This window comes from Flavobacterium anhuiense (assembly GCF_004151235.1).
GTDB lineage: Bacteria > Bacteroidota > Bacteroidia > Flavobacteriales > Flavobacteriaceae > Flavobacterium > Flavobacterium anhuiense_A.
Genome location: NZ_JUIV01000010.1, coordinates 1 through 25,489, shown reverse-complemented (window position 1 = coordinate 25,489; position 25,489 = coordinate 1). Strand labels below are relative to the sequence as shown.

25 protein-coding genes and 1 other RNA gene are annotated in these 25,489 nt (G+C 32.8%); 10 read left to right on the top strand and 16 right to left on the bottom strand.

The window, feature by feature from the left end; translation table 11 throughout:
- Positions 1–25: 25 nt before the first annotated feature.
- On the bottom strand, positions 26–1,435 hold the full coding sequence (locus tag NU08_RS13195) for an ATP-dependent RecD-like DNA helicase (protein ID WP_129747665.1): 1,410 nt from the start codon (positions 1,433–1,435) through the stop codon (positions 26–28).
- A 361-nt stretch (positions 1,436–1,796) separates the two neighbouring features.
- Here NU08_RS13195 and NU08_RS13190 point away from each other — a divergent pair, with 361 nt between their 5' ends.
- The 3 genes from NU08_RS13190 (at position 1,797) to NU08_RS13180 (ending at position 3,803) form a co-directional block, all read left to right on the top strand.
- Complete coding sequence (locus NU08_RS13190) at positions 1,797–2,618, top strand: DUF3822 family protein (RefSeq protein WP_129747664.1); 822 nt, start codon at positions 1,797–1,799, stop codon at positions 2,616–2,618.
- Entirely contained in the window at positions 2,615–3,220 is a 606-nt protein-coding gene (locus NU08_RS13185) for an RsmD family RNA methyltransferase (protein WP_129747663.1), read from the top strand. The genes NU08_RS13190 and NU08_RS13185 overlap by 4 nt, the downstream gene beginning before the upstream one ends.
- Positions 3,221–3,380: 160 nt before the next feature.
- Entirely contained in the window at positions 3,381–3,803 is a 423-nt protein-coding gene (locus tag NU08_RS13180; RefSeq protein ID WP_129747662.1) for a hypothetical protein, read from the top strand.
- Between the two features lie 45 nt (positions 3,804–3,848).
- Here the strand turns inward: NU08_RS13180 and NU08_RS13175 are convergent, their stop codons facing one another.
- The 3 genes from NU08_RS13175 to NU08_RS13165 form a co-directional block, all read right to left on the bottom strand.
- On the bottom strand, positions 3,849–4,532 hold the full coding sequence (locus NU08_RS13175) for a hypothetical protein (protein ID WP_129747661.1): 684 nt from the start codon (positions 4,530–4,532) through the stop codon (positions 3,849–3,851).
- 62 nt (positions 4,533–4,594) lie between these two features.
- The gene (locus tag NU08_RS13170) at positions 4,595–5,263 is read right to left on the bottom strand and encodes a hypothetical protein (RefSeq protein ID WP_129747660.1); all 669 of its coding nucleotides are present in this window, start codon (positions 5,261–5,263) and stop codon (positions 4,595–4,597) included.
- A 72-nt stretch (positions 5,264–5,335) separates the two neighbouring features.
- Positions 5,336–7,450 (bottom strand): outer membrane beta-barrel family protein, encoded by a 2,115-nt coding sequence (locus tag NU08_RS13165; RefSeq protein WP_129747659.1) that lies wholly within the window; start codon positions 7,448–7,450, stop codon positions 5,336–5,338.
- Between the two features lie 139 nt (positions 7,451–7,589).
- Between NU08_RS13165 and NU08_RS13160 the strand changes: the two genes are divergently transcribed.
- The 3 genes from NU08_RS13160 (at position 7,590) to NU08_RS13150 (ending at position 9,936) form a co-directional block, all read left to right on the top strand.
- Positions 7,590–8,948, top strand: coding sequence for a sensor histidine kinase (locus NU08_RS13160; RefSeq protein ID WP_129747658.1), 1,359 nt, complete (start codon positions 7,590–7,592; stop codon positions 8,946–8,948).
- Between the two features lie 10 nt (positions 8,949–8,958).
- Positions 8,959–9,645: a response regulator transcription factor gene (locus tag NU08_RS13155; RefSeq protein WP_129747657.1), complete on the top strand. Its 687-nt coding sequence runs from the start codon at positions 8,959–8,961 to the stop codon at positions 9,643–9,645.
- 123 nt (positions 9,646–9,768) lie between these two features.
- Positions 9,769–9,936 carry a hypothetical protein gene (locus tag NU08_RS13150; protein ID WP_242502554.1) on the top strand — a complete coding sequence of 56 codons (168 nt, stop codon included), beginning with the start codon at positions 9,769–9,771 and terminating at the stop codon, positions 9,934–9,936.
- Positions 9,937–10,239: 303 nt separating this feature from the next.
- Here NU08_RS13150 and NU08_RS13145 read toward each other — a convergent pair whose 3' ends face one another.
- Both NU08_RS13145 and rnpB read right to left on the bottom strand, forming a co-directional pair.
- Entirely contained in the window at positions 10,240–11,487 is a 1,248-nt protein-coding gene (locus NU08_RS13145) for a cation:dicarboxylate symporter family transporter (RefSeq protein WP_129747655.1), read from the bottom strand.
- 30 nt (positions 11,488–11,517) lie between these two features.
- Positions 11,518–11,872: RNase P RNA component class A (gene rnpB, locus NU08_RS13140), an RNA gene on the bottom strand.
- A gap of 125 nt (positions 11,873–11,997) precedes the next feature.
- On the opposite strand from rnpB, the gene NU08_RS13135 reads away from it, so the two are divergent.
- On the top strand, positions 11,998–12,291 hold the full coding sequence (locus NU08_RS13135) for a hypothetical protein (protein WP_129747654.1): 294 nt from the start codon (positions 11,998–12,000) through the stop codon (positions 12,289–12,291).
- A 101-nt stretch (positions 12,292–12,392) separates the two neighbouring features.
- On the opposite strand, the gene NU08_RS13130 is transcribed toward NU08_RS13135, so the two are convergent.
- The 4 genes from NU08_RS13130 to NU08_RS13115 all read right to left on the bottom strand — a co-directional run bounded on the left by NU08_RS13130 (position 12,393) and on the right by NU08_RS13115 (position 14,639).
- On the bottom strand, positions 12,393–12,764 hold the full coding sequence (locus tag NU08_RS13130; RefSeq protein WP_129747653.1) for a LysM peptidoglycan-binding domain-containing protein: 372 nt from the start codon (positions 12,762–12,764) through the stop codon (positions 12,393–12,395).
- Positions 12,765–12,771: 7 nt separating this feature from the next.
- A complete protein-coding gene (locus tag NU08_RS13125) occupies positions 12,772–13,248 on the bottom strand; it encodes a BON domain-containing protein (RefSeq protein WP_129747652.1) in 477 nt (158 codons plus the stop codon).
- Between the two features lie 186 nt (positions 13,249–13,434).
- Positions 13,435–13,830 carry an NIPSNAP family protein gene (locus tag NU08_RS13120; RefSeq protein ID WP_129747651.1) on the bottom strand — a complete coding sequence of 132 codons (396 nt, stop codon included), beginning with the start codon at positions 13,828–13,830 and terminating at the stop codon, positions 13,435–13,437.
- A 14-nt stretch (positions 13,831–13,844) separates the two neighbouring features.
- Entirely contained in the window at positions 13,845–14,639 is a 795-nt protein-coding gene (locus NU08_RS13115) for a peptidase (RefSeq protein WP_129747650.1), read from the bottom strand.
- Positions 14,640–14,819: 180 nt separating this feature from the next.
- Between NU08_RS13115 and dnaX the strand changes: the two genes are divergently transcribed.
- Both dnaX and NU08_RS13105 read left to right on the top strand, forming a co-directional pair.
- On the top strand, positions 14,820–15,905 hold the full coding sequence (dnaX, locus tag NU08_RS13110) for a DNA polymerase III subunit gamma/tau (RefSeq protein ID WP_066034110.1): 1,086 nt from the start codon (positions 14,820–14,822) through the stop codon (positions 15,903–15,905).
- A 257-nt stretch (positions 15,906–16,162) separates the two neighbouring features.
- On the top strand, positions 16,163–16,579 hold the full coding sequence (locus NU08_RS13105; RefSeq protein WP_129747649.1) for a DNA polymerase III subunit gamma/tau: 417 nt from the start codon (positions 16,163–16,165) through the stop codon (positions 16,577–16,579).
- A gap of 79 nt (positions 16,580–16,658) precedes the next feature.
- Here NU08_RS13105 and NU08_RS13100 read toward each other — a convergent pair whose 3' ends face one another.
- The 6 genes from NU08_RS13100 to NU08_RS13075 form a co-directional block, all read right to left on the bottom strand.
- A complete protein-coding gene (locus NU08_RS13100; RefSeq protein WP_129747648.1) occupies positions 16,659–17,237 on the bottom strand; it encodes an NAD(P)H-dependent oxidoreductase in 579 nt (192 codons plus the stop codon).
- Positions 17,238–17,582: 345 nt separating this feature from the next.
- Positions 17,583–18,143: a Crp/Fnr family transcriptional regulator gene (locus NU08_RS13095; protein ID WP_129747647.1), complete on the bottom strand. Its 561-nt coding sequence runs from the start codon at positions 18,141–18,143 to the stop codon at positions 17,583–17,585.
- A gap of 3 nt (positions 18,144–18,146) precedes the next feature.
- A complete protein-coding gene (locus NU08_RS13090) occupies positions 18,147–18,728 on the bottom strand; it encodes a TMEM175 family protein (RefSeq protein WP_129747646.1) in 582 nt (193 codons plus the stop codon).
- Between the two features lie 14 nt (positions 18,729–18,742).
- On the bottom strand, positions 18,743–19,633 hold the full coding sequence (locus NU08_RS13085; protein WP_008467933.1) for a Ppx/GppA phosphatase family protein: 891 nt from the start codon (positions 19,631–19,633) through the stop codon (positions 18,743–18,745).
- Between the two features lie 35 nt (positions 19,634–19,668).
- Positions 19,669–21,747, bottom strand: a complete 2,079-nt coding sequence (ppk1, locus tag NU08_RS13080; protein ID WP_165352454.1) for a polyphosphate kinase 1 — start codon at positions 21,745–21,747, stop codon at positions 19,669–19,671.
- Between the two features lie 5 nt (positions 21,748–21,752).
- The gene (locus NU08_RS13075) at positions 21,753–22,238 is read right to left on the bottom strand and encodes a SixA phosphatase family protein (RefSeq protein ID WP_129747644.1); all 486 of its coding nucleotides are present in this window, start codon (positions 22,236–22,238) and stop codon (positions 21,753–21,755) included.
- 822 nt (positions 22,239–23,060) lie between these two features.
- On the opposite strand from NU08_RS13075, the gene NU08_RS13070 reads away from it, so the two are divergent.
- Positions 23,061–25,489 (top strand): Ig-like domain-containing protein (locus tag NU08_RS13070; protein ID WP_317126359.1); only part of this gene is annotated, 2,429 nt, incomplete at its 3' end.

Sequence of the window (25,489 nt, the reverse complement as noted above, 5' to 3'; positions counted from 1 at the left end):
CTAATTCGTAATTCGTGGCAAACAATTATTCTTCAAAACTCTCGTCCTTAAATCCTATCAAATATAGCTTATTTTTAGCACGTGTCATAGCGGTGTAAAGCCATCTAATATAATCAGTATCAATTCCGTTTGGCAGGAAAGGCTGCTCGATAAACACCGTATTCCATTGTCCACCTTGCGATTTATGACAGGTTATTGCGTATGAAAATTTAACTTGAAGTCCGTTGAAATATTCGTTTTCTTTTACCTTTTGAAATCTCTTGTATTTGGTTGGCTCGTCTTCATAATCTTTCATCACTTCTTCGTATAGACGATTTGATTCTTCGTACGTTAAAGAAGGCGATTCGCTGGTTAAAGTATCTAAAATTAAAACCGTTTCAAAAGGCTTTTGTTCTGGATAATCGACCATTCTGATTTTTACTTTTGCAAACTTAAATCCGTACAATTCTTTAATACCAAAAAGTTCCAGAACTTCAATAATATCACCGTTGGCAATAAATCCAGCTTCATCGGTTTCTTTCAGCCAGAAATAATTATTTTTTACGACCATTAAAAAATCACCAACCGAAAGTTCGCTTTCTTTAAATAAAATACGGCTTCTAATCTGTTCATTGTACTGATTTGCTCTTTTATTAGAACGAACAATAAAAGCAGTGTCCTCAATACTATAATTGCTGTAAGCCGAATTTATCGCATCTTGAATATCATAACCATCCGTCAAGCGAACAATATCTTTAAACTTCTTTACATTAAACTTGAACTCAGTTATAAAGCTTTCTTTAAGCAATTCTCGCAATTCTGTCGCATTATATAGAATCCCAGAACTTTCTTCCTGACGCATTACTTCGTCCAATTCTATATGTTCAATTTCTTTACTATAATGGAAACCTAAAGTATCAATATCCAAAGCTGGACTTACATCCAGATTGACTGGCGGAAGCTGCGCCGTATCTCCCAAAAGAATCATTTTACAGTTTTGCCCAGAATACACATAATTAATCAAATCGTCTAGAAGCGAACCACTGTCTAAAGTACTGTCTGAAATCATCGAAGCCTCGTCGACGATAAAAATGGTGTTTTTATGTTTGTTGACTTGTTTGGTAAATGCTACTCCGCCTCCAGAAGATTTCTTCGGAAAATATATTTTTTTATGAATCGTAAAAGCTGGATTATTAGAATAATTGGCAATTACTTTTGCTGCACGTCCCGTTGGCGCTAATAAAACGTACTTTTTATTAATATCGCCTAAATTATTGACAATAGTAGAAATAACAGTTGTTTTTCCCGTTCCGGCATATCCTTTCAAAACAAAAATAGTGTCGTTTTGAGGTTCAGTCAGGAAAATGGCAATTTTCTGAAAAAAAATATCCTGTTTATAGGTTGGAGGAAAAGGAAATCGCTTTTGTAAAATACCGTAAAACTGTGCAGAATTCATAAAATAATATTTAAATACAAAGGTCGTCTTTTTAAATTTTAAATTCCAAATTCCAAACTTTAAACTCAAATAAATTAAACCATATAAGTCATATAAGTCAATTTAAGCTCGCATTTTATTTTTATAAATTGACTTATATGATTTTTTAAATCATATAAGTCAATTTAGTTTGAGATTTATTTTAAATGAACTTATATAACTTATATGGTTCAAAAAATTAATGGTAATGTAACGTATTACTAACTTTACTCTTAAATTGTTTTTTGAAATTGCAATTATAATTGTTCCTTTTTAATTTGTAAGTTTGTGGTCGCTTAAATTCTTTCTTGATTTAAAACAGGTAACGAATTGTAAATCAACTATGTCATTACAAAATACTAACATTACTTCAAAAAATTACAGAAAACTTTCTATTCAGGTTTCACTGACTGGATTTTCATATTGCTGTTTTGATACTTTAAACAATATTATAATTTCTTTCAAAGAAATAAAATTTGACACGTCAACTAAAACTGCAAAAATTGAAGATTTATTCAACGAAGCATTCAAGAATAATCCTGAATTGAAAGAGACTTACGACGAAGTAATGGTTATTCATAATAACAATCTTTCGACTTTTGTACCAACTGCTTTGTTTGATGAAAACTATTTAGGAAGTTATCTGCAATACACTACAAAAGTATTTGAAACAGATCACTTTACTTTTGATCAAATCCCTAATTATCAGATGAATTCAGTTTATATTCCGTATGTGAATATCAACAATTTCCTGATTGACAATGTAGGATCTTTTGATTCTAAACACGCTAATACCATTTTGGTCGAAAAAATCCTGGACAATTCACGAAACAATGACGACAAGAAAATGATTGTGAATTTTAATCCTGGTAATTTTGAAATTATCGTGGTGCAGAATCAAAAACTTTTATTGTTTAATACGTTCGAATACAATACTCCAGAAGATTTTATCTACTACATTTTATTTACGGCTGAGCAAATGAGCATGAATCCTGAAAGTTTCAAATTAGAATTATTAGGAACCATTTCAGAAAACGATCCATTTTATGCTATAGCTTACAAATATGTGCGCCATATTTCTTTTATGGATGTCTCAAACCTAAAAGAAAGAAACAGCTTTACTACCGCTCAAAATCAAAAACATTATATCTTATTTCAATCATGAGAATCATTTCAGGAAAATACAAAGGACGCCGTATTAATCCGCCAAAAAATCTACCTGTAAGACCAACGACTGATATGAGTAAAGAAGCATTGTTTAATGTTTTGAATAATCATTTTCATTTTGACAGCTTAAAGGTTTTAGATCTTTTTTCGGGAACGGGAAACATTAGTTACGAATTCGCTTCACGCGGAAGCGCACCAATTACCTCTGTTGATGGCGATTTTGGATGCGTTAAATTCATTAAACAAGTTTCATCAGAATACGATTTTGATATTGCTGCAACTAAAAGCGATGTTTTTAAATTCTTAGAAAATTCTAAAACGACTTACGATATTATTTTCGCAGATCCGCCTTACGGATTAGATCAGGCAACTTTTGAAAAAATTGTTTCGACCGTTTTTGAAAGAGGTTTACTTGAAGATGATGGAATGATGATTATTGAGCATTCAAAATATACAAAACTTGAGCATATGAGTAATTTTTCTTTTCAGAAAAGTTACGGCGGCTCTTTCTTTAGTTTTTTTGAATTGAATTCTACAGACGATGATGAAGAATTACCTCACGATCTTTCTATAAAAGAATCTGAAGAAGACGAAGGATAGTTTTTTCATTTTTTAATATATTGCCCTCTTGTTATGAATTTTACAAGGGGTTTCTTTTGACTAATTTTTAAAATCAAAAATGTCTTAATATATTATAAAAAAGTCCTAAACGGTTATTTCTGTATAGATTTTCTACATTTTTTTGTATAAAATTCAAATCATGAAAAAATTCCTTTTATCACTTGCTTTCATTTCCTTAATCTCTTGTTCGAAAGATGATGATTATAAAGAAAAAAATTACAACGGACCACGATATATGGATCCGCCAGTTTGGATTCAGGGAACTTGGAAAGACAACAAAGACAGAATGATTCAATTTACTGAAGACGATTTGTTATACAAATATCCTATGCAAAAATATACTTCTGCTACTACTGAAATATTTGATTATGAGAGATATTACTTAAAAGAGTATGGTAATTATCAAACTCCAAATGTTCAGGAAGTTGAATTAATAGATTATTATAGCATAAAGTATAATTGCCTAAATGATGCACCTAGCAAAAAATTTAGCTTTATACGAATATCAGAATCTGAAATTGAATCTACAGGTTTAATGCCTGGAATATATATAAAACAATAACTTAAAAAGAAGAGAAAACTCTTAAAATTAATAGTTTTTCTCTTCTTAATTTTTCTTTGATGGCTTTTTTACTCCTAGATAAAAAGAAAGTCCCACTCCATAGCTATCATGTCTTCCATATTGAAAATTTTCATGAGAAATCTTGCTTAAGCCTTTCGTTAGATTTATTCGATTATAAGAAGCACAAACTGCAATCGAATTTGAATTATTCTCAGAAAGAAAAAATTCATAGCCAATTTCTATTCCAAAATAAACTTGCCAGCTTGAAATACTTCGTTCTTCATCAAAAGAATGGGAAGGGTAAAAATAATCAGTGCTACTGAAATTTTCTGTTGCTCGTATTCGCGCTAGATTCAATTTTGGCATTATATAATAAATAAAGGTCTTTTCTTCATCCTGATCTAAAAAAACATTATAAACTTTTAAACCTAAACTAGAATTTATAGCAGAACCTTTTGTAGATAGTTTTTCCAAAACATAATTATCATAATCATAATGTTCTTTGTCTTTATTATCAGAGTTTAAATAACTTGCTGAAAGCTGAAAAGCTACTGATGGAAAATCTCCGTAATCTATTCCTGCCTCTACACTTCTTATTGTTCCAGTATTTTTATTCCCAAAATACATAGAATAATTACCAAAAGCTCTCATTTCTTGAGCTTTGACATTAAAAAAACACAATAAAAATAGTAGGCATAAAACAGCATTTCTTAGATTATAAAATTTCATCATTCAAATATTTAATTTAAAATTAAATATTCAAAAATCATTCCAAAAAAGAAAGAATTAACTTACTTTTTAATTCCAAAATAATAACTAATTCCTGCTCCAGCTAATAAAGTGCCATAATCTGTATTGTTGTAAGGAAGTCTATTTAAAGTTTTTCCCATATTAATTTTATTTACTGTAACACTTAGAGCTATAGCATCTGAATTAAATATTGGAAATTCCATTCCAAGAGTTAAACCAAAAGAATGCTGCCAATCTGCTCTGTGTCCTTTTTGAATTAAATTATTCTGTGGATCGTCATAATCTATAAATTGATAATTCCCATTCGCAACAATTCTTGACATGTTTAATTTTGGGATTATGTAATATGAGCAGGCAGCGGTATCAAAAGTTTCTCCGCTGTACCAAAAGTATATTTTAGGCCCTACAGTAAAGTTTAGCATATAAACATCTCCATATAGTTTTTCTAAAGTATTAGTGTCAAAATCATAAAACTCTTGATCGTTGAGTCCCATAAGAGAATAACTAAGGCTTACTTCTGGTTTAAATAAAGGATGGAACTCAAATTCTGCTCCTCCACCAATATCGACAATTGCACCTTTTTTAAAATCATTGTTAACACTATAAGCTGTAACATTTCCAAATCCTCTAATAGCTTGCGCGTTTACAATTGAAAATGACAACATTACTAAAACTGAAAAAATCTCCTTTTTAAATTTATAAAACTTCATTATTTGTGTATTTAATTTTTAAAATTAAGCACACAAATACTATTCCGAAAAAGAAAGAATTAACCTACTTTTTTATTTGATTCTATTTTCACTTTCATTAACGCTTTTTTCTTTAAACTCAGAATCCTTTACTTTCCCAAAAGAATAACGAATTGCAATTGAAATCTCACTTGCATCGACCCAATATTTAAACTTCGCATTTATATCGTTCACTGTAAAACCATCGGTGTAACTCGTGGTTTTAAAAATATCATTATAATTTAAAGTACAATTCCAGTTTTTGCCAAATGCTTTTACCATCGACAAATCGACTATAAAATTGGCTTTTCGTTCAAAAATTCCATCATTTTGTTTGGTCAATCCCCAAAAAGATAAAACGAAAGTAAAATCTTTAGGCAGTTTGAATGTATTGTTAGAGTAATAATATAAATATGGTTTCGAAGGATGCAAAACCGCTGTGTCGTCTTCAACCTTACTTTTTACAAAAACAAAATTATTGGTTGTTGTCCAGAATTTATAGGTAAATGGAAGTGCTAAATCTATTGTAAAACCAGTTTCTCGTTTAAAATTTACATCGTTAATAGTTAGCACATGTGTTTCTTCATTAAAGATAAAACTTGGATTGGTCACGTTTTTGGTTTGAAAATAACTCAATTTTAAAGTTTTGTCGCGGTATTGAAATGAACTCGAAACTTCATCGACAAATGCTGGACCTAAATTTAAACTGCTTCCGTACAAAAAATACGGATTGATATAAGTTGCAATTTGGCTTAATGAAGAATATTTTGGCCTCACAATGCTTTTCGCATAATTTACATTGATGCTTTTTATACTGTCTATAGAAAATGTAAGATCGGCTTTAGGAAATAAATTAGTGTAATTCTTATCGATTGAAGGTGAAACTTCTGTTCTAAACTTTGAATAGACATCGGTATTCTCTGTCCTTAATCCCAATGAGAAGTCTATTTTTTTGAGTTTTCCCGAAAACTGAATATATGCTGCCAAGTTTTCTTCTTTAAAATCATAATTTGAAACTTCATTTTTCTTTTTTTCAAAATCCAAAATCGTTGCATCAGATTTTGATTTCGCTTTCAAATACAATCCGCCGTATTCCAGATTCATTTCATTTTTAAACTTTTTCTCCAAATCAATTCTTCCCGAAAAGACATCAACATTAAATTTCTGATCACGGTTTTGCGATAATTCAAAATTGGTTTCATTATAATTATTGGAAACTAAACTTTCTAAGTGCTGATTAAAATTTGAATATTGAAAACCAGTAAAAAACTGTGTATCAATCGATTTAATCTTTTTAGAATAATTCATAAAAGCATTTACAAAATTCTTTTTACTTGCATTATCACTTAGAGTAAAAACATTGTTTTCCTGATTTTGATTTTTATTATAAGTAAAAGTATTGATGTCGAAAGTATCATTTTGCAGTTTTCCATTTACATTAATTGAAAAATAATCTTCCTCTTTTATTTTGTAAAATACGCCACCTCCAAAAACATATTGATTGCGTTTTGTAATTGCCATTACATTATAATTAGAAACAATTAAAGCTTTTGGAATCTCATATTCTAAAGTATGATTTTCCCAAGGATTCAATTTATTATAATTGAAATTGGCTTTCCACTCTAATTTACCTTTTTTAAAACTGGAATTGAAACCTAAATAATTATTATAGTTTCTTTTAAAAGATGCTACTTCAGAAATTTCAGTTTTAAAACTGTCTTTTTTGCTTAATTTTCTTGTGATTAAAATCACTGCACGGCCTTCAGCTTCATATTTTGAAGACGGATTTTTAATAATTTCGACTGTTTTAATATCGCTCACAGACAGCGCGTTCAGTTCGTTCATTCCTACTCTCTGATTATCAATATAAATCAACGGCGTTCCTTTTCCAACTATAGATATATTTTCACGATCTGAGTTTACTAGAACATTTGGCAGTTTTGAAAGCAAGTCGACGGGATTTGGAATTGAATTGTAAACCGAATTGGCAACGTCAACTTTTATATTTCCTTTTGAGTTTGTAAACGTCTTTTTCTCCTGACTGATTACAATTTCATCTAATTGATTTGAAATTGAATCTTTTGGTGTTTCGTTTTGGGCATTTGCAATACATGAAAGGCAAAAAAGTAAAAGTGTAATTAGATTTTTTAAGGGCTGGTAAATGTTCATTTTAAAATTGAAATTGATTTATGTTGCCACAAAAGTGCTTTTAAAACCTAGTTCCGAAAGTTAATCATAGGTTAATGCAGAGTTAATCTGCCATTTGTATGGTAAAATCTGTATTTTTGAAACAGAATTCCGAAAGAGTATGAAACAAAGAATCAATTTACTAATCGCATTTTCTGTCGTTGCACTAGTTGTGCTTATGACCGTGCAGTGTTATCTGGTAAAAACAGCCTACGAATATAAAGTGGCGCAGTTTCATACACAGATTAAAAATGAAATTGCTCAGATTTCAAACAATTACAGCGATATTGATTCGGCTTTTGTTGCCAGAAAGGAAGCACTTTACAAAAGTCTTTCAGAAAAATATATAAAAGGAAAAAACACCAAACTGGATATCAAAATTGGTGTTTTACAAAATGAATATCAGAGTGCCGTAACACAAGAAATTCAGCGAAAATTTGAAAGGGATTTACCTAATTTCAAGATTGATTTTGCTATTGTCCTCAACAAATTTATTTTGTACAAAAACGCTCAAAAAGCTGATACTATTTTTTCCGAAAAGCCTTTTATTCAAAACAAACTATACGGAAATCTTGCTTCTTTAAATCATGCTTTTTTAGTGAGAAATTATGTTGGAACAACCAACGGAACATTTGAGAATCAGGAATATCAATTATTAACAGAAGATTCAATGTATGTATCTGTTATTGATTGGGAAATGATTATTCTGAGACGAATGACTTTTATTTTGATTCTATCTCTATTTTCAATTCTGACTTTAATCACGCTTTTTGTCATTGCCTTAAAAGCTTTGATTAAACAGAAAAAAGTCAGCGACGTTAAAACCGATTTTATCAATAATATCACACACGAACTTAAAACGCCTCTGGCAACTTTAGGAATTTCGACAAAGATTCTAGCTCAGAAAAATATTCGTGACAACGACGAAAATTTCAATTCGATTGTAAATACCATTTCGCGCCAGAATAATCGTCTTCAGAATCTGATTGACCAGGTTATGGCTAATTCATTGGCTGAAAACGAAATTGAATTGCAGAAAGAAAAAATAGAAGCAGAAGATTTTCTCCTTTCTATTGTAAATGATTTTAAGATTGCTTTCCCTAAAATTATTTTGAAAACCGATTTTCAGACGGAAAAAACAATTCTAGTTTTAGATAAATTTCATTTAACGACTGCTTTCTTGAATGTTCTGGAAAATGCTGTAAAATACGGTTCGAACACAATTACAGTAAAAACCAAAATTGTAGAAAAACAATTTTCAATTAGTTTTGAAGATGACGGAATTGGAATTGCCAAAAACAAACAAGCATTTCTTTTTGAAAAATTTTATCGTGTCGAACAAGGAAACCTGCACAATACAAAAGGCTTAGGTTTAGGATTGTACTATGTTGACCAAATCGTAAAAGCACATCAGGGTTCTGTTAATGTTATTAGCGAATTAGGAAAAGGCGCTCAGTTTACTATTTTATTAAAAGTTTAATTCCCTTATTTTGAAAAGATTACTTTTAGCCGAAGACGATTTTGACTTTGCGGCGATTTTAAAACAATACCTTGAATTGCATCAATTTGAAGTAATCTGGGCAGAAAACGGCGAGATCGCTTTAGACTATTTTAAAAACCAGGTTTTTGATATTTGCATTTTTGATGTCATGATGCCCAAGATGGATGGGTTTTCATTGGCAGAAAAAATCATTACCATCAATCCAGAAATTCCTTTTATTTTTCTAACGGCGAGAAAGCTCAAAGAAGACAAAATCATCGGTCTAAAACTTGGCGCAGACGACTATATCGCAAAACCTTTTGAAGTTGACGAACTGGTTCTTCGTTTACAGAACATCCTAAAAAGAATTGAACAAAAAAGAACTTTAGACGGAAATAATATCATCGAAATTGGTTCGTATATTTTTGATAACGAACGTTTAACTCTAAATAATAAAAACCACGTTCAGCAGCTTACTGAAATGGAAGCTTCTCTTATTGAATATTTATATTTGAATCATAATCAACTCTTAAAAAGAGATCAGATTTTAATGTCGATCTGGAAAAAAGACGATTATTTCTCAGGAAGAAGCATGGATGTTTTTATCAGCAGACTTAGAAAATATTTTAATTCAGATCCTAAAATCAAGATTGAAAGTGTTCGAAATATCGGATTGGAATTTAAAATAGAAAAATAAGTTCTGAAAATCATATAATTTTTCATAAGCAATTGTATAACAGCAATTAACTTATCGAAATTTAACTTTGTTAGAGAACTTTAAAATCTAACAATCATGAACCTAAAAAGATTTTTCGGCGGGTTGCTTACAATCCTCGGAATAGTAGGACTTATTTATACTGCCGTTATTTTTGCCGGCACATCTGGAGAAACCAGAGATATAAAATCGCTTATCATTTACGGAATATTAGGAATCGTCTTTTTCACCTCAGGCATTAGCTTGGTGCGAACAACTAAAGACGAATCGTAGTTTTTTTTGCCACGAAGGCGCTAGGGCACGAAGTTTTTTTAATCTCGCAAAGTCTCACGGAGTCGCAAAGTTTATTTATAAAATTTAATTTGAATAGCGTCCAGCTAAAGCTGGACGCTATTCAAATTAATGAAGGACAAGGGCTTTAGCCAAACTAGAAGCTGTTTGGCTAAAGCCTTTTGAATTTAATTCACCATAACCTCCAGCTAAAGCTGGAGTCAACTCAAAAAAACTTTGCGACTTTGCGAGCAATTTTAAACTCAAAGAAAAAAAACTTTGCGCCCTAGCGCCTTTGTGGCAAAATCATTCCGAGACAGGATCAAGATTCAATTCTGTAAAATCTCTTTCTGTTTTAGAAATGATTATCGTTGCGACTGTGTTTCCTATTAAATTGGTAATTGCTCTGGCTTCGCTCATAAATTTATCTACGCCCAATAAAAATGCTAAACCTTCAACTGGAATTTTATGCAATGCGGTTAAAGTTGATGCTAAAACAATAAACCCGCTTCCGGTTACTCCTGCTGCGCCTTTCGAAGTAATCATCAGAATTCCGATAACGGTCAGGATTTCGAAAAAACTCAAATGCACATCATACAATTGCGCAATAAAAAGCACCGACATCGAAAGGTAAATTGAAGTTCCATCAAGATTAAAAGAATAACCAGTCGGAATCACCAATCCCACAACCGATTTACTGCATCCCATTCTTTCTAGTTTTACCATAATACTTGGCAACGCTGCTTCCGAAGATGAAGTTCCGAGAACGAGTAAAAGTTCTTCTTTTATATATTTTAAAATCGAAAGAATACTGATTTTATAATATCTCAATATGCTTCCCAAAACCAAAAAGACAAACAATGCCATAGTTAGATAAACGCAAAGCATCAATTTTCCTAGCGGAATCAAAGTTGCCAAACCAAATTTCCCGATTGTATATGCCATTCCGCCAAAAGCGCCAATTGGAGCTAGATACATTACATATTTTAATCCGAAGAAAACCACTTTAGAAAATCGCTCAAGAACCAAAATAGTCTGCTCCCTTTTTTGATAAAAGTTTAGTGCGATTCCACAGATAATAGCTGCCAGCAAAACTTGCAATGTAAAATTGGACAAGAAAAACTGCAACCACGAAAAATCCTTTGCTGCTCCATTTGTATATTGGCTTGCGTCGCCAAAAGTCAATCCCGATTTATCAATTTTTCCAGGTTTAAATAAATAAGCGACTGCTACACCAATTGCAAGAGCAACGGTCGAAACCACTTCAAAGTAAGTTAAAGCTTTAACCCCGATACGTCCTACTTTTTTTAAATTTCCCATTCCCGAAATTCCCAAAACAATAGTCAAAAATATAATCGGACCAATAAAAAGTGAAATAAGCTGAATAAATCTCTTGCCTAGAAATTCCATCTTCACACCATTTTCTGGAGAAAAATGTCCGAGTAAAACACCCGAAATAATAGCGATTAAAACCCAAAAAGTAAGATTGGTTACGACAGTTCTAAAAAGACTTTTTTTAGCTTTTGAAGAAGAATTTGGAGTGGTAATATTCATGAAAATAAGTTAGATAGTTCACAAATATATAAAAAATGCAGACCTGTAAGCCGGATTCTGTTCTTGTCTTATTTTACAACAAGACAATACCTTATCATTTATCTAGATCCACCATTACTGATGGACTCAATCTACCTACCCTTCGGCAACGAACGAGAAGCCCTTAAATGCCGATATACTTGGTATTTCACCGCATAGAGTTTACCTGGTTTCACTACAGCATTACCTGTACATACTTTCTGCTGCACTTGTCCTAATCCTCTCGTTCCAAAAAACGAGAGAACCGACGGGCGTTACCCGCTATGCCTCTCTATGGTGTCCGGACTTTCCTCCCTCCCGATCCCGATAGCTATCGGAACGGAACGACGATAAGGCGGTCTGCGCTGCAAAAGTAGCGATTTAAGAACTAACAATAATGATTTTAAATTTCAGATTTTATGAATTTTATCATAACATTTTAATTTTAAAATAGTTATCTTTAGAATTCTATAATTTTAAATTCAGTTTATCATGAAAAGAATGTATCATTACGCAACTGTTTCAAAGGCTTTAGATCAATTGAATGAGAAAGGATTTACGTGCGATTTTAATCGAAATGCAGACGCGATTAAAAAGAATCCTGAGAAATTTGAAATTGTTCATGTGTATCGATACGAGGGTGAGTCAGACCCAGCAGATGAGGCAGTTGTATACGGAATTAAGTCGACTTCAGGTAAAAAGGGAGTTTATGTTGCTGGTTTTTCAGCCGATTCAGATCAGGAAACCGCAAAGTTTTTATTTAATTTAAGCATTAGGGGAAGGTAATTTTAAAAATCCAATCCAGAGCTTTAAAATAAAAAATCCAAATTCCAATTGTATTAATACAAAACTGGAATTTGGATTTTTTTTATTGGTATTTGCCAATTTTAGGTTATCGGAATTTTCAATTTCCAACCTGGCTGAATTAAATCAGGATTTGAAATAATATCTTTATTGGCTTCAAAAATATCTTGCCAAGAAACTCCATACGCTTTTCCAATCTTAGAAAGAGAATCTCCTATTTCTACTGTATATTCTCTAGAAACACCTTCTTCAACTTCTATATTCATCACTACATCAGCCGATCTATATTCTGGATCGAGTTTTTCATAAGCATTCCAAAGCTTATTTTTATCTGCAGCAGATTTTGCTGTTCCGTCAATATAAAGCACATTATTTTGCTCTCTTACCTGTAAATTTTCGATTCCTAATTCAGATGCCAAATTGGTCACTTCTCTGTATTTATCTTGCACACTCATAACATCCTTATTTAATAGTTAATTTATTGTCTACTTTTTTCGGACGCAATTCCTGTATGCTTTGCATTAAAGGCTGCAATTTGTCTTTTTTAATTTCACCCGAAAGCGTGACAATACCGCCAACAACTGTAGCACTAACGCCATCATAAGCATCTACAACTTTACCAACCGATTTTTCTAAATCAGCATCCGAATTTATAATTACAGTAGCTGCAGCTGGTTCTTGATTCGCTCGCGCCAATTCGCAAGTGTTTACCACAGATTTAACGCCTTTGGTTGCTCTTACGCTTTTTTCAATATTTTTTTTGAAAATTTCATCATCGCAAACACCAGTAATTGTAGCTACGCCTTCATGCACTGTAACTTGGATATCTGGATCATTTAATTTTTCATTGATTACTTTTTCAACATCGGCGTCGCTCGGTTTGCATGACAACAAAGCAATACTAAGGCTCATTCCTAATAAAATGGATCTCATTTTCATAATACTCTCTTTTAATATTTTACGTTTTTAAAATTAAAAAGATTAAGTATCAAAAGGTTATATGATGTTGCGGTGAGTTTTATAAGTTTTTCAGTTAATTGAATTTTGCTGTTTTCTTAAAAGATGTGCATAAAAAAACCTCAAATTTTTCAATTTAAGGTTTAAATAAATTCGATCTATAAAACTTTAATTAGGCGAATAATCAAGTTTAGTCAAAACCCGATCTTCGATATTGCCTACAACATCGCCATATTTTTCGGTATAAAGTTTTTTGATATCAATCCATTCCTGATCTTTTCTAAAATCTTCCCAAGCTTTTTTCATCGTTGCTTCATTTGGCCATTCCAGAAAATAAACAAACTCGGTTTTCTTATCTGATTTTGATTCGTAAATAGAAATAATCTTAAAGTTGTATTTCTTCATGATACGCATGGCATGATCGCGAAAACGTTCGTGAAATTCTTTTTTATTGCTTTCAAAAATCTCATAGATTCGCAATTGATAAATTGGACTCGTTCGAGTTTTTTGCGCTTTTACAGTAAATGCCGCAAGCAAAACTAGTAGTAGAAAATACTTCTTCATACCTTATAAATTTATCAGCTTCCTAATTTACCATAACGTTGCTGTTCTGAAAAATACAAAACAATTCTTTTTCCATTCTTTTTGTATGGATAAAATAGTTCATAATTTCCGTCGTACGAGCTATATCTTAATTCGTTACTATTTTTATCAAAAATACTGTTAAGATATTCCCTTTCTTCTTTCGTTGTTTCATAAAGATACCCAGTTTTTGCAGGTTTGATTGTATCATTCGAATGTATAGACTGATATGCCTGAAAGCCTAGAAACACAGGAGTTTCTTTTATTGTATCTTTTACCAAAACAACAACATTTGGAAAATTTTTATCCGTTTTAGATAAGATTTCCAAAACATTTGCTGTTTCATTTATATACTTTTTTGAAAAATTATAATCCAACAATTTATCACTGTTTGTTTTATTCGCTTCAAGTATGGACTTTGCAGATTCTACAAGCATTTTTTCTTTTTTAATAGAAGTGAGATAATTTCCCCCAAATAGAACTACTAAAATGATAGGAAAACCTAAAACCATAGCCACAATTCTAAATTTGCCAGCTTTCTTCTGCAAAACCTCTTCTTTATCTTTTTCAGCAATCCTCGTTAGATTAAACATTATATTCACAATCAAAGAGCCCGACATTAGAGCTAAGATTCCTAACACGCTTAGGTAGAAAGTTTCGGTCATGTTTTTTCGAAATACTTTCAATCCAAAAACTTCAATAGTTATAAACGTAAATACCCAATAAACCAATAGAAGAATTGAAATAATTCCGATAATATTACTGAGCCTGACGATTTTTTTTGCATTCATTTTTTCTAATTAATAATAAATAAGCTGTTAAATGTTTTGAAGTAAAAGTATTACTTTTTATTGAAACGCAAGAGATAATATTTTTTTCTTTCTACAATTCAATCACTTAAAAATCTTTCAATTTTTAAATTTTTAAATCATTAAATTATACTCTATATTTGCTATCCAATAAAAGAGAATATGGAACAATTTGTAGTATCGGCACGTAAATATCGTCCGCAGACCTTTAAGGATGTTGTGGGGCAAAAAGCCATTACCAACACTTTGTTGAATGCTATTGAAACCAATCACTTAGCGTCTGCTCTTTTATTTACAGGACCGCGTGGAGTTGGTAAAACTACTTGCGCTCGTATCTTGGCTCGAAAGATAAATCAGCCTGGATATGATGATCCTACCGAAGATTTTGCTTTTAACGTTTTTGAGTTAGATGCTGCTTCAAACAACTCGGTTGATGATATTCGTAACCTTATCGATCAGGTTAGAATCCCGCCACAAACTGGACAGTATAAAGTATATATTATTGACGAGGTTCACATGTTGTCTTCGGCTGCTTTTAATGCTTTTCTTAAAACATTAGAAGAACCGCCAAAACATGCTATTTTCATTTTAGCAACAACAGAAAAACACAAAATTCTTCCAACGATTTTATCTCGCTGTCAAATTTTTGATTTCAAAAGAATTACGGTAAAAGATGCTAAAGAACATTTGGCAGATGTTGCTGAAAGTCAAGGAATCGTTTTTGAAGATGATGCACTGCACATTATTGCTCAAAAAGCAGATGGTGCAATGCGTGATGCTTTGTCTATTTTTGACCGTGTAGTTTCGTACTGCGGAACAAACTTGACGCGTCAGGCAGTAACCGAAAACCTAAACGTTTTAGATTACGAAACTTATATTTCGATTACTGATTTACTTTTGGAAAATGAGATTCCAAAACTTTTACTAGCATACAATGATATCTTGGCCAAAGGTTTTGACGGACATCATTTTATTGCTGGTTTGGCTTCACATTTCAGAGATTTATTGGTAAGCAAAACACCTTCAACTATTGCTTTATTAGAAGTTGGTGAACAGGCGCAACAAATGTATGCGGTTCAATCTCAAAAATGTTCTCAAGAGTTTTTACTTAAAGGAATTGATATTGCAAATGACTGCGATTTAAAATACAAATTAAGTCAGAATCAACGACTTTTAGTTGAATTATGCTTGATGCAATTGGCCTCTATCAACTTTGATGGAGAAAAAAAAAAGTTGAGCAATTCATAATTCCGCCCGTTTACTTTAAAAACGGAGGCTATTCTATAGTTGAAGTTCAAAGTCCAAGTAAGGAAGATTCAAATACAAAATCCCAAATTCCAAATTCGGAAGAAAAAAATAATGCCGCATCTGTAAATACCCAAAATACAGTTCAAGTTCCTGCCGAAAGTCCAAAAGTTCAGGCTCCTGAAACTCCGAAAACAGATACAAACGGTGCTCCAAAAGTTTCTGCCTTTTCTCTTGCCAGTATTCGGAAGAAAAAAGAAATGGAGGAAAGCAGCAAATCGTACGTTAAACCTTCTTCTGTTTTACCTACCGAAGAATTTAATGAAACCGATATGCGTCTTCATTGGAACAAATATGCAGAACGTTTAGGTCAAAAGGGATTAAAGATCATGGAATCTATCTTGTTGATCAACGATCCTATTTTGGATGGAACAAGAATTACGTATGAGTTGCCAAACGAAGGTTCTAAACTGGAATTTGAAAGCCAAATGAATGGTTTATTGGGACATTTAAAAGGACATTTACATAATCACGACATTACTATCGAAGTAATTGTAAATGAAAAAGTAGAAATGAAACGAAGCTATAACAATCAGGATCGCTATAATCGTTTCTTGGAAATCAACCCAAATATTGAACTTTTACGAACAACATTTGGATTGGACTTGAAGGATTAATCTTTTAATAGCCACGAATTTTTCTTTTTAAATTCTATTATTTTTTTGTGTTTCATGTTATTAAAAATAATCATTCAAATTATTTGTTTCTAACTCCGAAATTATAGACTTTTTCTAGCCATTTTTTTCTTTGTTCTTCATTAGAACCTTTTATAATTCCGATATAACTTACTTTGACGGGTTTTACCCCACAAAATTCTAAAGTAGATTTTTTTAGCTGATTGACACTTGGTCTTCCGAAAAACAATCTATAATACCAGCTTGGCTGATCTAGGGTTGTTATGATGTGAGCTGTTTTGCCTTTGAGCAATTTATCCCACCAAACTGAATTTTCTCGATATTGGAAAGCCATTCCAGGCAAAAACAAGCGATCTATAAATCCTTTCGTTATCGCTGGGAGTCCACCCCACCAAACGGGATGAATCCAAACTAAATGATCGGCTCTTTTTATTTTTTCCCACGATTCTAATAAATCTGGCTCAAGATCTGTTCTTTTTTGGTAACCAAATTTGAGATTTGGATTGAAATTTAAATTGGCAATTGTAATGGTTTCTACTGTTGCTCCAGAAGCTACAGCACCTTTTTGATACGATTCTGCAATTCCAAAATTGAAGCTTTCTGAATTCGGGTGTCCGTTTATAATTAGTATTTTTTTCATGCTTATGTTTTTTTTCAAAAATACTATTAGTACATTTTCTTTTACTGGACAAATGTCCTGAAAAGTTTTTTTTTGCCACAGATTACAGAGATTAAAAGTTTTTTTTTCAATCTCAGCCTAAAAGAAATATAGATTTTAGTCTCATATAAAAGAGCAAGAAAACAAATCTTGATTTGAACACGTAGTCTTTTGGTAAACTTAAAAAAACACTTTTTCACGCAGATTGAGCAGAATTATGCAGATATTTTGATCTGTGATAGATTTACGCAGATTTCTGTTTAAAACGAATAAAGAATCAGATAAAAATCTGCTCAAATCATTTTAAATCTGCGTGAAACAAAAATATCAAATCACTGCTTTTCTAATTCGGCTTAAATGTCTTGGGGTAATTCCTAGATAAGAAGCTAAATATTGCAACGGAATTAGCTGAATATACTTTTGATGATTTTTACAAAGTTCTTCGTAACGTTGCGCACCCGATAGTTTTTGAAAAGCAACCATTCTTTTATGCAGATTTACAAATTCTAATTCGGTCAATTTTCTACCAGTTTCCTGCCAATTAAAACCGGATTGGTATAATTTCTCTAAAGCTTTTCTATCTAGAATCTGCAATTTTGTATCGGTAAGGGCTTGAATATTTTCTTCTGCTATTTCTTTTGTAATAAAACTTGCAAAAGAAGCCATAAATTCATTTTCAAAAGCAAAACAATTGGTGATTTCGTCGCCCTTATGATTGACAAAAAAAGAACGGAGAATTCCTTTTTCGATAAAAACTATTTCGTTGCAAACCTGATTTTCAGTCAATAAAAGCTCTCCTTTTTTTAATGTCCGAAATGTAATCAAACTGTCTAAAAGACTTAATTCATCGGCAGAAAAATCTTGAATGGACTGAAATACAGATTTCATATGTTATTCGTTTGAAGAAAAAATCCTTCCGATTCTTTTGTCTGGAATAAGCCATAACATTGCAACTGTAAAATAAGCTGCTCCAGAAACCCACTGGTTAAAGAATGCCGTAACAATTCCGATAACATATAAAACTAAAGAGATTTTACCTTTATAATCTTTGTTAAGCGCTTTTCTCAAAGCAGAATTCTTTCCTTCGCTACACATAATTGTGTACTGCAAAACAATATAAGAGATTGCTGAAAGAAGCAACACAACACCATACATTGTCATTGCCGCTTTTTCAAAATTATGCTCTCCCATCCAAGCGGTAGAAACGGGAATTAAAGACAGCCAAAACAAAAAGTGCAGGTTACTCCACAACACTTTTCCGTTAACTCTCGATAAACTGTGAAGCAAATAATGGTGATTATTCCAGTATATCCCGACGTAAATAAAACTCAAAATATAACTTAAAAATTTTGGGATAAGCGGTTTTAAATCTGCAAATTCATGTCCACCTGGCGCTTTAATTTCCAAAATCATAATCGTTATAATGATAGCCAAAACACCATCACTGAAAGCTTCAAGTCTGCCTTTATTCATTTAAAAAATAGGTATTAAATTTTACCGTAATACATTGCTTTTACGATACCATCAGAAAGTCCGATTTTAGGAACATAAATCTGGCGCGCACCACTCCATTTCATCGCATTCAGATAAATACGAGTTGCATGGATAATTACGTCGGCACGGTCGGAATTCAAACCTAATTCAGCAATTCTCTGTTCGTAAGTCAATGAATTTAAGAATGCATATTGCGAGTTAACATAAATGTACGAAAGCGGTTTTTCCTGCTGTTTTCCAGACATTTTAAACAACTTATTGATGTTACCTCCAGAACCTATCAGCGTTACCTCATCGTAATCTGCCGTGTTGGTTTTAATCCATTTTTCAATTTCATCCCAAACGACATCATGCACCATGTTATTCAATAAACGAACGGTTCCTGCTTTGAAAGATCTTGAAGTAATCATTTTTCCGTCAGAGAATAAGGTGAACTCGGTGCTTCCACCTCCAACATCCACAAAAAGATAGGTTTCGTCAGATTTAATTAAGTGATGCAAATCTGTAGAAGCAATAATTGCTGCTTCTTTTTTACCATCGATAATCTCGATTTTTATGTCGGCCTTTTTCTTAATTAAAGCCACAACTTCTTTTGCATTATAGGCTTCGCGCATTGCGGAAGTTGCAAATGCCATATAACGCTCTACTTTATGTACTTTCATCAAAAGGTTGAATGCTTTCATGGCATCTACCATTCGATCTATATTTTCTGGTGAAATTTCTCCAACTGTGAAGGCGTCTTGCCCTAAACGGATTGGCACACGAACAAGGGAACTTTTGTTAAACTGCGGTTCTTTGCCTTCTTGTTCCACAACGTTAGCGATCAAAAGCCTCATGGCATTTGAACCGATATCTATCGCTGCAAACTTCCTAATATTAATCATGCTCACTTTATGATTTTGAAAATTGGTATTTATTATTAATTTACTTTTTGAGCAACCTCTTCAAGTATGGCTACTTTGTTCTGATAATATTTATAGGTTTCAAATTGTGCTCTAAATGGGGCATGATGATTTTTAGGCTTATATTTATTATCTAATTTATAAGAATGATATCTCACTTTTACATTTCCTTTCCATGCAATATTGAAATTATCAATCAGTTCTTTTTTAATTTCAAGGTCGTAAATCGGGCAGGTTACTTCGACTCTTCCGTCTAAATTTCTGGTCATAAAATCGGCAGACGAAATGTAAACTTCGGTCAAGCCAGCATTTCCGAAAATATACACTCTTGAATGTTCCAAGTAATTGTCTACGATACTTATGGCTTCGATGTTTTCGCTCATTCCTGGAATTCCTGGAATTAAGGAGCAAATTCCTCTTACCTGAAGCTGGATTTTTACTCCCGCATTACTTGCTTCGTATAATTTATCGATCATTTTAAAATCGGATAAACTATTCATTTTTAATTTAATGTGAGTTTTTCTTCCAGCAAGCGCATGAAGAATTTCACGATCAATCAATTTAATGAATTTAGTTCTGGTATAATGAGGTGACACAATTAAATGTTTGTATCTGTGTACTCGATAATTAATATCAAAAAACTCAAATATTTTGGATGTGTCTTTTAGAATTCCTTGATGGCAAGTGAAAAGCGTTACATCGGTATAAATTTTTGCTGTTGATTCGTTGAAATTTCCGGTTGAAATAAATCCATAACGACGGTTTTTGCCCTCTTCCAATCTCTCGATTACACAAATTTTACTGTGCACTTTCAGTCCTTTGATACCAAAAATAAGTTCGATTCCCTCGGTCTGCATTTGTTCTGCATACGAAATGTTCGAAGCTTCATCAAAACGTGCCTGAAGTTCGATTTGCACCACCACTCTTTTGCCATTTTTGGCGGCGTTTATCAACGAACTGATAATTTGAGAGTTCTTAGCTAAACGATATAAGGTGATTTTAATACTCGTTACTTTTGGATCTAACGCTGCTTCACGCAAGAATTTTGTCAGATATGAAAATGACTGATAGGGCGCATGCACCAAATAATCTTTTTTAGAAATTTTTTCTAGAATACTTCCCTCCAAACTCAAACCCGGAACTGGTAGTGGCTCATTTGGCTTATACAACAAATCGTATCTACCAAGGTTTGGAAAACTCATATAATCACGACGATTATGATACCTTCCTCCTGGAATTATACTGTCTGTTTCTACAATTTTCATTTTATCTAAGAAAAATTGCAGGGTATCTTCTTCAATTAAGTTATCGTAAATAAAACGAACTGGCTCTCCTATTCGGCGATCTTTTACAGAATTTGAAATTTTTTCGAGCATACTTTTACTCAAATCGCTGTCTATATCCAATTGCGCATCACGAGTAATTTTGATCATGTGAGCAGAAACGCTCTTATAATCAAATATATTAAAGATGTTTTTTAGCTTAAAGCGAATCACATCATCGATTAAAATGACATATTGTTTTTCGTCTTCAGAAGGAAGAACAACAAATCTGTTAATGTTTTTTGGAATTTCAATTAAAGCATAACGAACCTCATCGTTTGCTAATTCTAAACGAACTGCCAAATATCCTAAAGTATCTTTTAGAATTGGAAAAACCGCTAAATCATTTAAAATGATGGTTACCAATTCAGGACTTAACTTTTGGGTATAAAAGTCCTTTAAGAAACACTCTTGTTTTGGTGTAATCTGTGTTTCGTTGATAATAAAAATATTCTCTGATTCTAGCTCTGCTTCAATATTTCCAAGAATACGCAAACTTTCAGATTGCTGCTGAATTACTATTTCAGTAATATCTTTAATTAATTGGTGAGCAGAAATACCTCCTAAATATTTTTCGCCAGAAATACCCGAGAGACTTAGTCGTCGAATGGCTGCGTACCGAACTCTAAAAAATTCGTCTAAGTTGTTTGAAAAAATTCCAACAAAACGCAGTCTGTCTAAAAGTGGCACTGTATTGTCTGCTGCTTCTTGAAGTACTCTTGCATTAAACGCTAACCAGCTTTTTTCTCTATCGATATATTTCTGTTCGTACACTGTAATTATTTTAAATCTTTGGGGAAAATAGTTTTATGTGTTTTGCCCTTATGGATCGTGTCCCAACTTTCGACATCAAACTGTAACGATACAAAGCCTGAAGTTGGTACATTTTCTATAAAAACATCCCCAAATTTATTAACAAAATTTGTAATAGCCTCGTTATGTCCAAAAAGAATAACGCTTTCAAAACTATTATCACATGATTTAATAACTTTTTCGAGTTGCTTTTCGTCAAAAGTGTATAAATCATCTCTAAAAATGATGCTTTCTAATGGATAAGATATGTTTTGCGCAAAAATTAAAGCAGTTTCTGTAGCTCTCGCGGCAGTGCTGCTCCAAATAATATACGTTTTTGGAAGATACTCTGAAATATTTAATGAAACATCATGCGCATCTAAAATTCCTCTTTTCATTAATGGACGATCGAAATCTTTCAATGGTGCTTCCCAGCTAGATTTGGCATGACGTATTAATATAAGATTTTTCATAAGTAGCAAATTTAAAAACCTGAATTGCAGGTCATTTTTTAATTAAGTTCTAATTTACAAAAGAAATTTTAAACCTTTTCTTTTTTTTATTTCTGTTAACATTATAACAAAATTTTAACAAGAATAAATTAGCGATAAACCTTTTGGACTACAAAAATTAGAAAACTCACTTTTTGCCATTTTATGTACTTCATCTACAAAATTAGTATTTAGTCGATATTCTGCAATATTCCAATATTTTAACTAAATACCTGATTATTAATTATTTAATCCACATCAAAGAAACTCAATATCATGAATAAAGCAAAAAAAGTAAGGAAAAATTTTACTTTTTCGAGTTAAAAAAAAGTGTTTTTAAGTCAATTTTTGATAAAAAAACAACACTTCAACGAGTTTTTAGGTTAGTTACAGATAAAAAAATCATATTAGAAAAACTCTAATATAACTTTGATTCTGTTAAAAAATTAAATATATCACAAAACAGAGAAACAATTTATGAGAAATAAAAAAGTGTCACTTCAACGGTCCTAAAAAGTGTCAAAATTGTAAGTTATTTTTTTGTTAGAAATGCACGATGTGATTAATAACCTATTTGTCCCATTACAAAAATAAATAGAACAGTTTTTCCATCTTCTTGAGATTTTTACTGAACATTAACCTAAAACTAAAAAAACAAAAACACTCATTTTTTCTACAACCCAATTCTTTAAGTCACTACTATAATTTTTATTAAGAACGCCTCGGCAATTTATAATCAATTAAGACGGATTATAACTCAAGAATCTCAAAATAAAATTACTAAAGATTAAAAAATTAGAGATTATGAAAAACATTACTTTAATTAATTTGAATATTAAATACGTTTACATTACGTTGCTTTTAATATTTGTTACAAGTGGCTATTCTCAAAATACATATGATGGCAATTACTGCCCTGGTCCGGGTGCAGTTGGTGATGAATATGCAACTGGAACGGTTTACAGCACAGTACTATTAGCTAACCCTTCTTCAACATGTAACATTGGAACGATTCGTGCTAAAGTTGATACCCAAAATCAAGTTTTAAGGTTAGGTATGGACATTGGTAATGGTGGTTCGGCACTTTTTAGATTATACTTAGATACCGATAATAGCCCATCAACAGGATTAACCTCAGATTCATTTGGAGGAACCATTAGTGTAGCTGGTGCTGAGTATATCTTAGAAATTAATTCTAACGGAAATGGCTTTACTTTATATACGGGAAATGGCAGTGTTAAAACTCAAACTAATGTTATTCCTGCAGGTCTTGGTGCTAAGTCAGGTAATGCCAATTGTAATTCTGGCGCCACATTTTTAGAGTTTAATATTCCTTTTGGAAGTTTGGGAATTAACATTTGTGATCCCAATAATCCTGGTGTAATTAACGTTACAAAATTAGCTTCTGTTAGTGGTAACTCACCTAATTCAAGTCTATGTACTAATACTCCACTTACTTTTGGAATTCCATTAAAAGGAACAGTTGGACCAAACACAACTATATGTTCAGGGGCTAGCGCTGCTTTAACCATAACAGGTCTCAATGCTGGTTCTACCGTAATTAAATGGCAATCATCTGTTGCTCCATTTTCAGTGTGGGTAGATATTGCTAATACTGCAGGTTTAACAGCTTACAATACAGGTAATTTAACAGAAACCACAAAATTTAGAGCAATATTTTCTAATTCAGGTTTATGCTCTGGAAGTAATATTGCGACAAGTGAAGCAACCGTAACGGTAAATACTCCAACTGCTTGTTCTATTACTGGTACTGCCGGTCCTGTATGTTTATCTTCTTCTAATGTTTATTCTGCTCCAGCCAGTATGACCACCTATTCTTGGTCTTTGCCTCCTGCGACTGCAAATGGTGCTACAATCACATCAGCGACAAATTTACAGAACGTGACTGTTCAAGCTGGTTCTACTTGTAATACAACGTTTAAATTAGTCTTAACTACTACTTTAAATGGATGTAGTTCTACTTGTGAAAAAATAGTAACTGTTAACGACACAACAGCACCAATTTGGACAACTCAAGCTAATTCATTAAACGTTACGCTTCAATGCAGTGACTCTGCAGGATTGACAGCTGCACAGAATCAGGCTCCCGTTGCTACAGACAACTGCGGTGGAACTGTAACCTATACAAAAGTGAGCGGACCTTTCTCCGCTGGAACTTGTGCCAATTCTGGAACTTACACTAACACTTGGACTGCTAAAGATGCCTGCCTTAATACTTCAACAGTTTTCACTCAGGTAATCACTATTCAAGACACTACTGCTCCAACTTGGACAACTCCAGCAGGCAATCTAAATGTAACTTTACAATGCAGCGATACGGCAGGATTGACAACAGCCCAAAATCAGGCTCCCGTTGCTACAGACAATTGCGGTGGAACTGTAACCTATACAAAGGTAAGCGGAACTTTCGTTGCTGGAACTTGTACCAATTCTGGAACATACACCAACACTTGGACCGCTAAAGACGTCTGCAATAATACTTCAGCAGTTTTCACTCAGGTGATCACCATTCAGGATACTACAGCACCGACTTGGACAACTGCTCCAACAGCTTTGAATGTTACTTTAGAATGCAATGATGCCGCAGGATTGACAGCAGCACAAAATCAGGCTCCTGTTGCCACAGACAATTGCGGCGGAACTGTAACCTATACAAAAGTTAGCGGAACTTTCGCCGCTGGAACTTGTGCCAATTCTGGAATTTACACCAACACTTGGACTGCTAAAGACATCTGCAATAATACTTCAACAGTTTTCACTCAGGTCATCACTATTCAAGACACGACTGCGCCAACATGGACAACTTCTGCTGGTTCGCTGAATGCAACTGTAGAATGCAGCAATACTGCAGGACTTGCAGCTGCTCAGGCTTTATTCCCAACAGCTTCTGACTTTTGCGATGCTGATGTTTCTAACATCACTAAAGTAAGCGGTCAGTTCGTAGCTTCTCAAGGATGCGGAAACGCTGGAACTTACACCAACACATGGACTGTAAAAGATGACTGCGGAAACACTTCTGGAACTTTCACTCAGGTAATCACCATTCGGGATACAACAGCGCCTACATGGACAACTGCTCCAACAGCTTTAAATGTAACTTTAGAATGCAGCGATACTGCGGGTCTAGCCACAGCTCAGGCTCAGTTCCCAACAGCTTCTGACTTATGCGATACAGATGTTCTAAACATCGAAAAAGCAAGCGGACAGTTCGT

What these genes read in the sequence shown, in the direction of transcription:
- NU08_RS13135 (WP_129747654.1), top strand. Translation starts at nt 11,998, where the DNA reads ATGAAAAGAATGTATCATTACGCAACTGTTTCAAAGGCTTTAGATCAA.
- NU08_RS13105 (WP_129747649.1), top strand. Translation starts at nt 16,163, where the DNA reads ATGGAGGAAAGCAGCAAATCGTACGTTAAACCTTCTTCTGTTTTACCT.
- NU08_RS13125 (WP_129747652.1), bottom strand. Translation starts at nt 13,248, where the DNA reads ATGAAAATGAGATCCATTTTATTAGGAATGAGCCTTAGTATTGCTTTG.
- NU08_RS13160 (WP_129747658.1), top strand. Translation starts at nt 7,590, where the DNA reads ATGAAACAAAGAATCAATTTACTAATCGCATTTTCTGTCGTTGCACTA.
- NU08_RS13075 (WP_129747644.1), bottom strand. Translation starts at nt 22,238, where the DNA reads ATGAAAAATCTTATATTAATACGTCATGCCAAATCTAGCTGGGAAGCA.
- NU08_RS13130 (WP_129747653.1), bottom strand. Translation starts at nt 12,764, where the DNA reads ATGAGTGTGCAAGATAAATACAGAGAAGTGACCAATTTGGCATCTGAA.
- NU08_RS13090 (WP_129747646.1), bottom strand. Translation starts at nt 18,728, where the DNA reads ATGAATAAAGGCAGACTTGAAGCTTTCAGTGATGGTGTTTTGGCTATC.
- NU08_RS13195 (WP_129747665.1), bottom strand. Translation starts at nt 1,435, where the DNA reads ATGAATTCTGCACAGTTTTACGGTATTTTACAAAAGCGATTTCCTTTT.
- NU08_RS13185 (WP_129747663.1), top strand. Translation starts at nt 2,615, where the DNA reads ATGAGAATCATTTCAGGAAAATACAAAGGACGCCGTATTAATCCGCCA.
- NU08_RS13085 (WP_008467933.1), bottom strand. Translation starts at nt 19,633, where the DNA reads ATGATTAATATTAGGAAGTTTGCAGCGATAGATATCGGTTCAAATGCC.
- NU08_RS13095 (WP_129747647.1), bottom strand. Translation starts at nt 18,143, where the DNA reads ATGAAATCTGTATTTCAGTCCATTCAAGATTTTTCTGCCGATGAATTA.
- NU08_RS13170 (WP_129747660.1), bottom strand. Translation starts at nt 5,263, where the DNA reads ATGAAGTTTTATAAATTTAAAAAGGAGATTTTTTCAGTTTTAGTAATG.
- NU08_RS13100 (WP_129747648.1), bottom strand. Translation starts at nt 17,237, where the DNA reads ATGAAAAAAATACTAATTATAAACGGACACCCGAATTCAGAAAGCTTC.
- NU08_RS13115 (WP_129747650.1), bottom strand. Translation starts at nt 14,639, where the DNA reads ATGAATGCAAAAAAAATCGTCAGGCTCAGTAATATTATCGGAATTATT.
- NU08_RS13175 (WP_129747661.1), bottom strand. Translation starts at nt 4,532, where the DNA reads ATGAAATTTTATAATCTAAGAAATGCTGTTTTATGCCTACTATTTTTA.
- NU08_RS13120 (WP_129747651.1), bottom strand. Translation starts at nt 13,830, where the DNA reads ATGAAGAAGTATTTTCTACTACTAGTTTTGCTTGCGGCATTTACTGTA.
- NU08_RS13180 (WP_129747662.1), top strand. Translation starts at nt 3,381, where the DNA reads ATGAAAAAATTCCTTTTATCACTTGCTTTCATTTCCTTAATCTCTTGT.
- NU08_RS13145 (WP_129747655.1), bottom strand. Translation starts at nt 11,487, where the DNA reads ATGAATATTACCACTCCAAATTCTTCTTCAAAAGCTAAAAAAAGTCTT.
- dnaX (WP_066034110.1), top strand. Translation starts at nt 14,820, where the DNA reads ATGGAACAATTTGTAGTATCGGCACGTAAATATCGTCCGCAGACCTTT.
- NU08_RS13190 (WP_129747664.1), top strand. Translation starts at nt 1,797, where the DNA reads ATGTCATTACAAAATACTAACATTACTTCAAAAAATTACAGAAAACTT.
- NU08_RS13165 (WP_129747659.1), bottom strand. Translation starts at nt 7,450, where the DNA reads ATGAACATTTACCAGCCCTTAAAAAATCTAATTACACTTTTACTTTTT.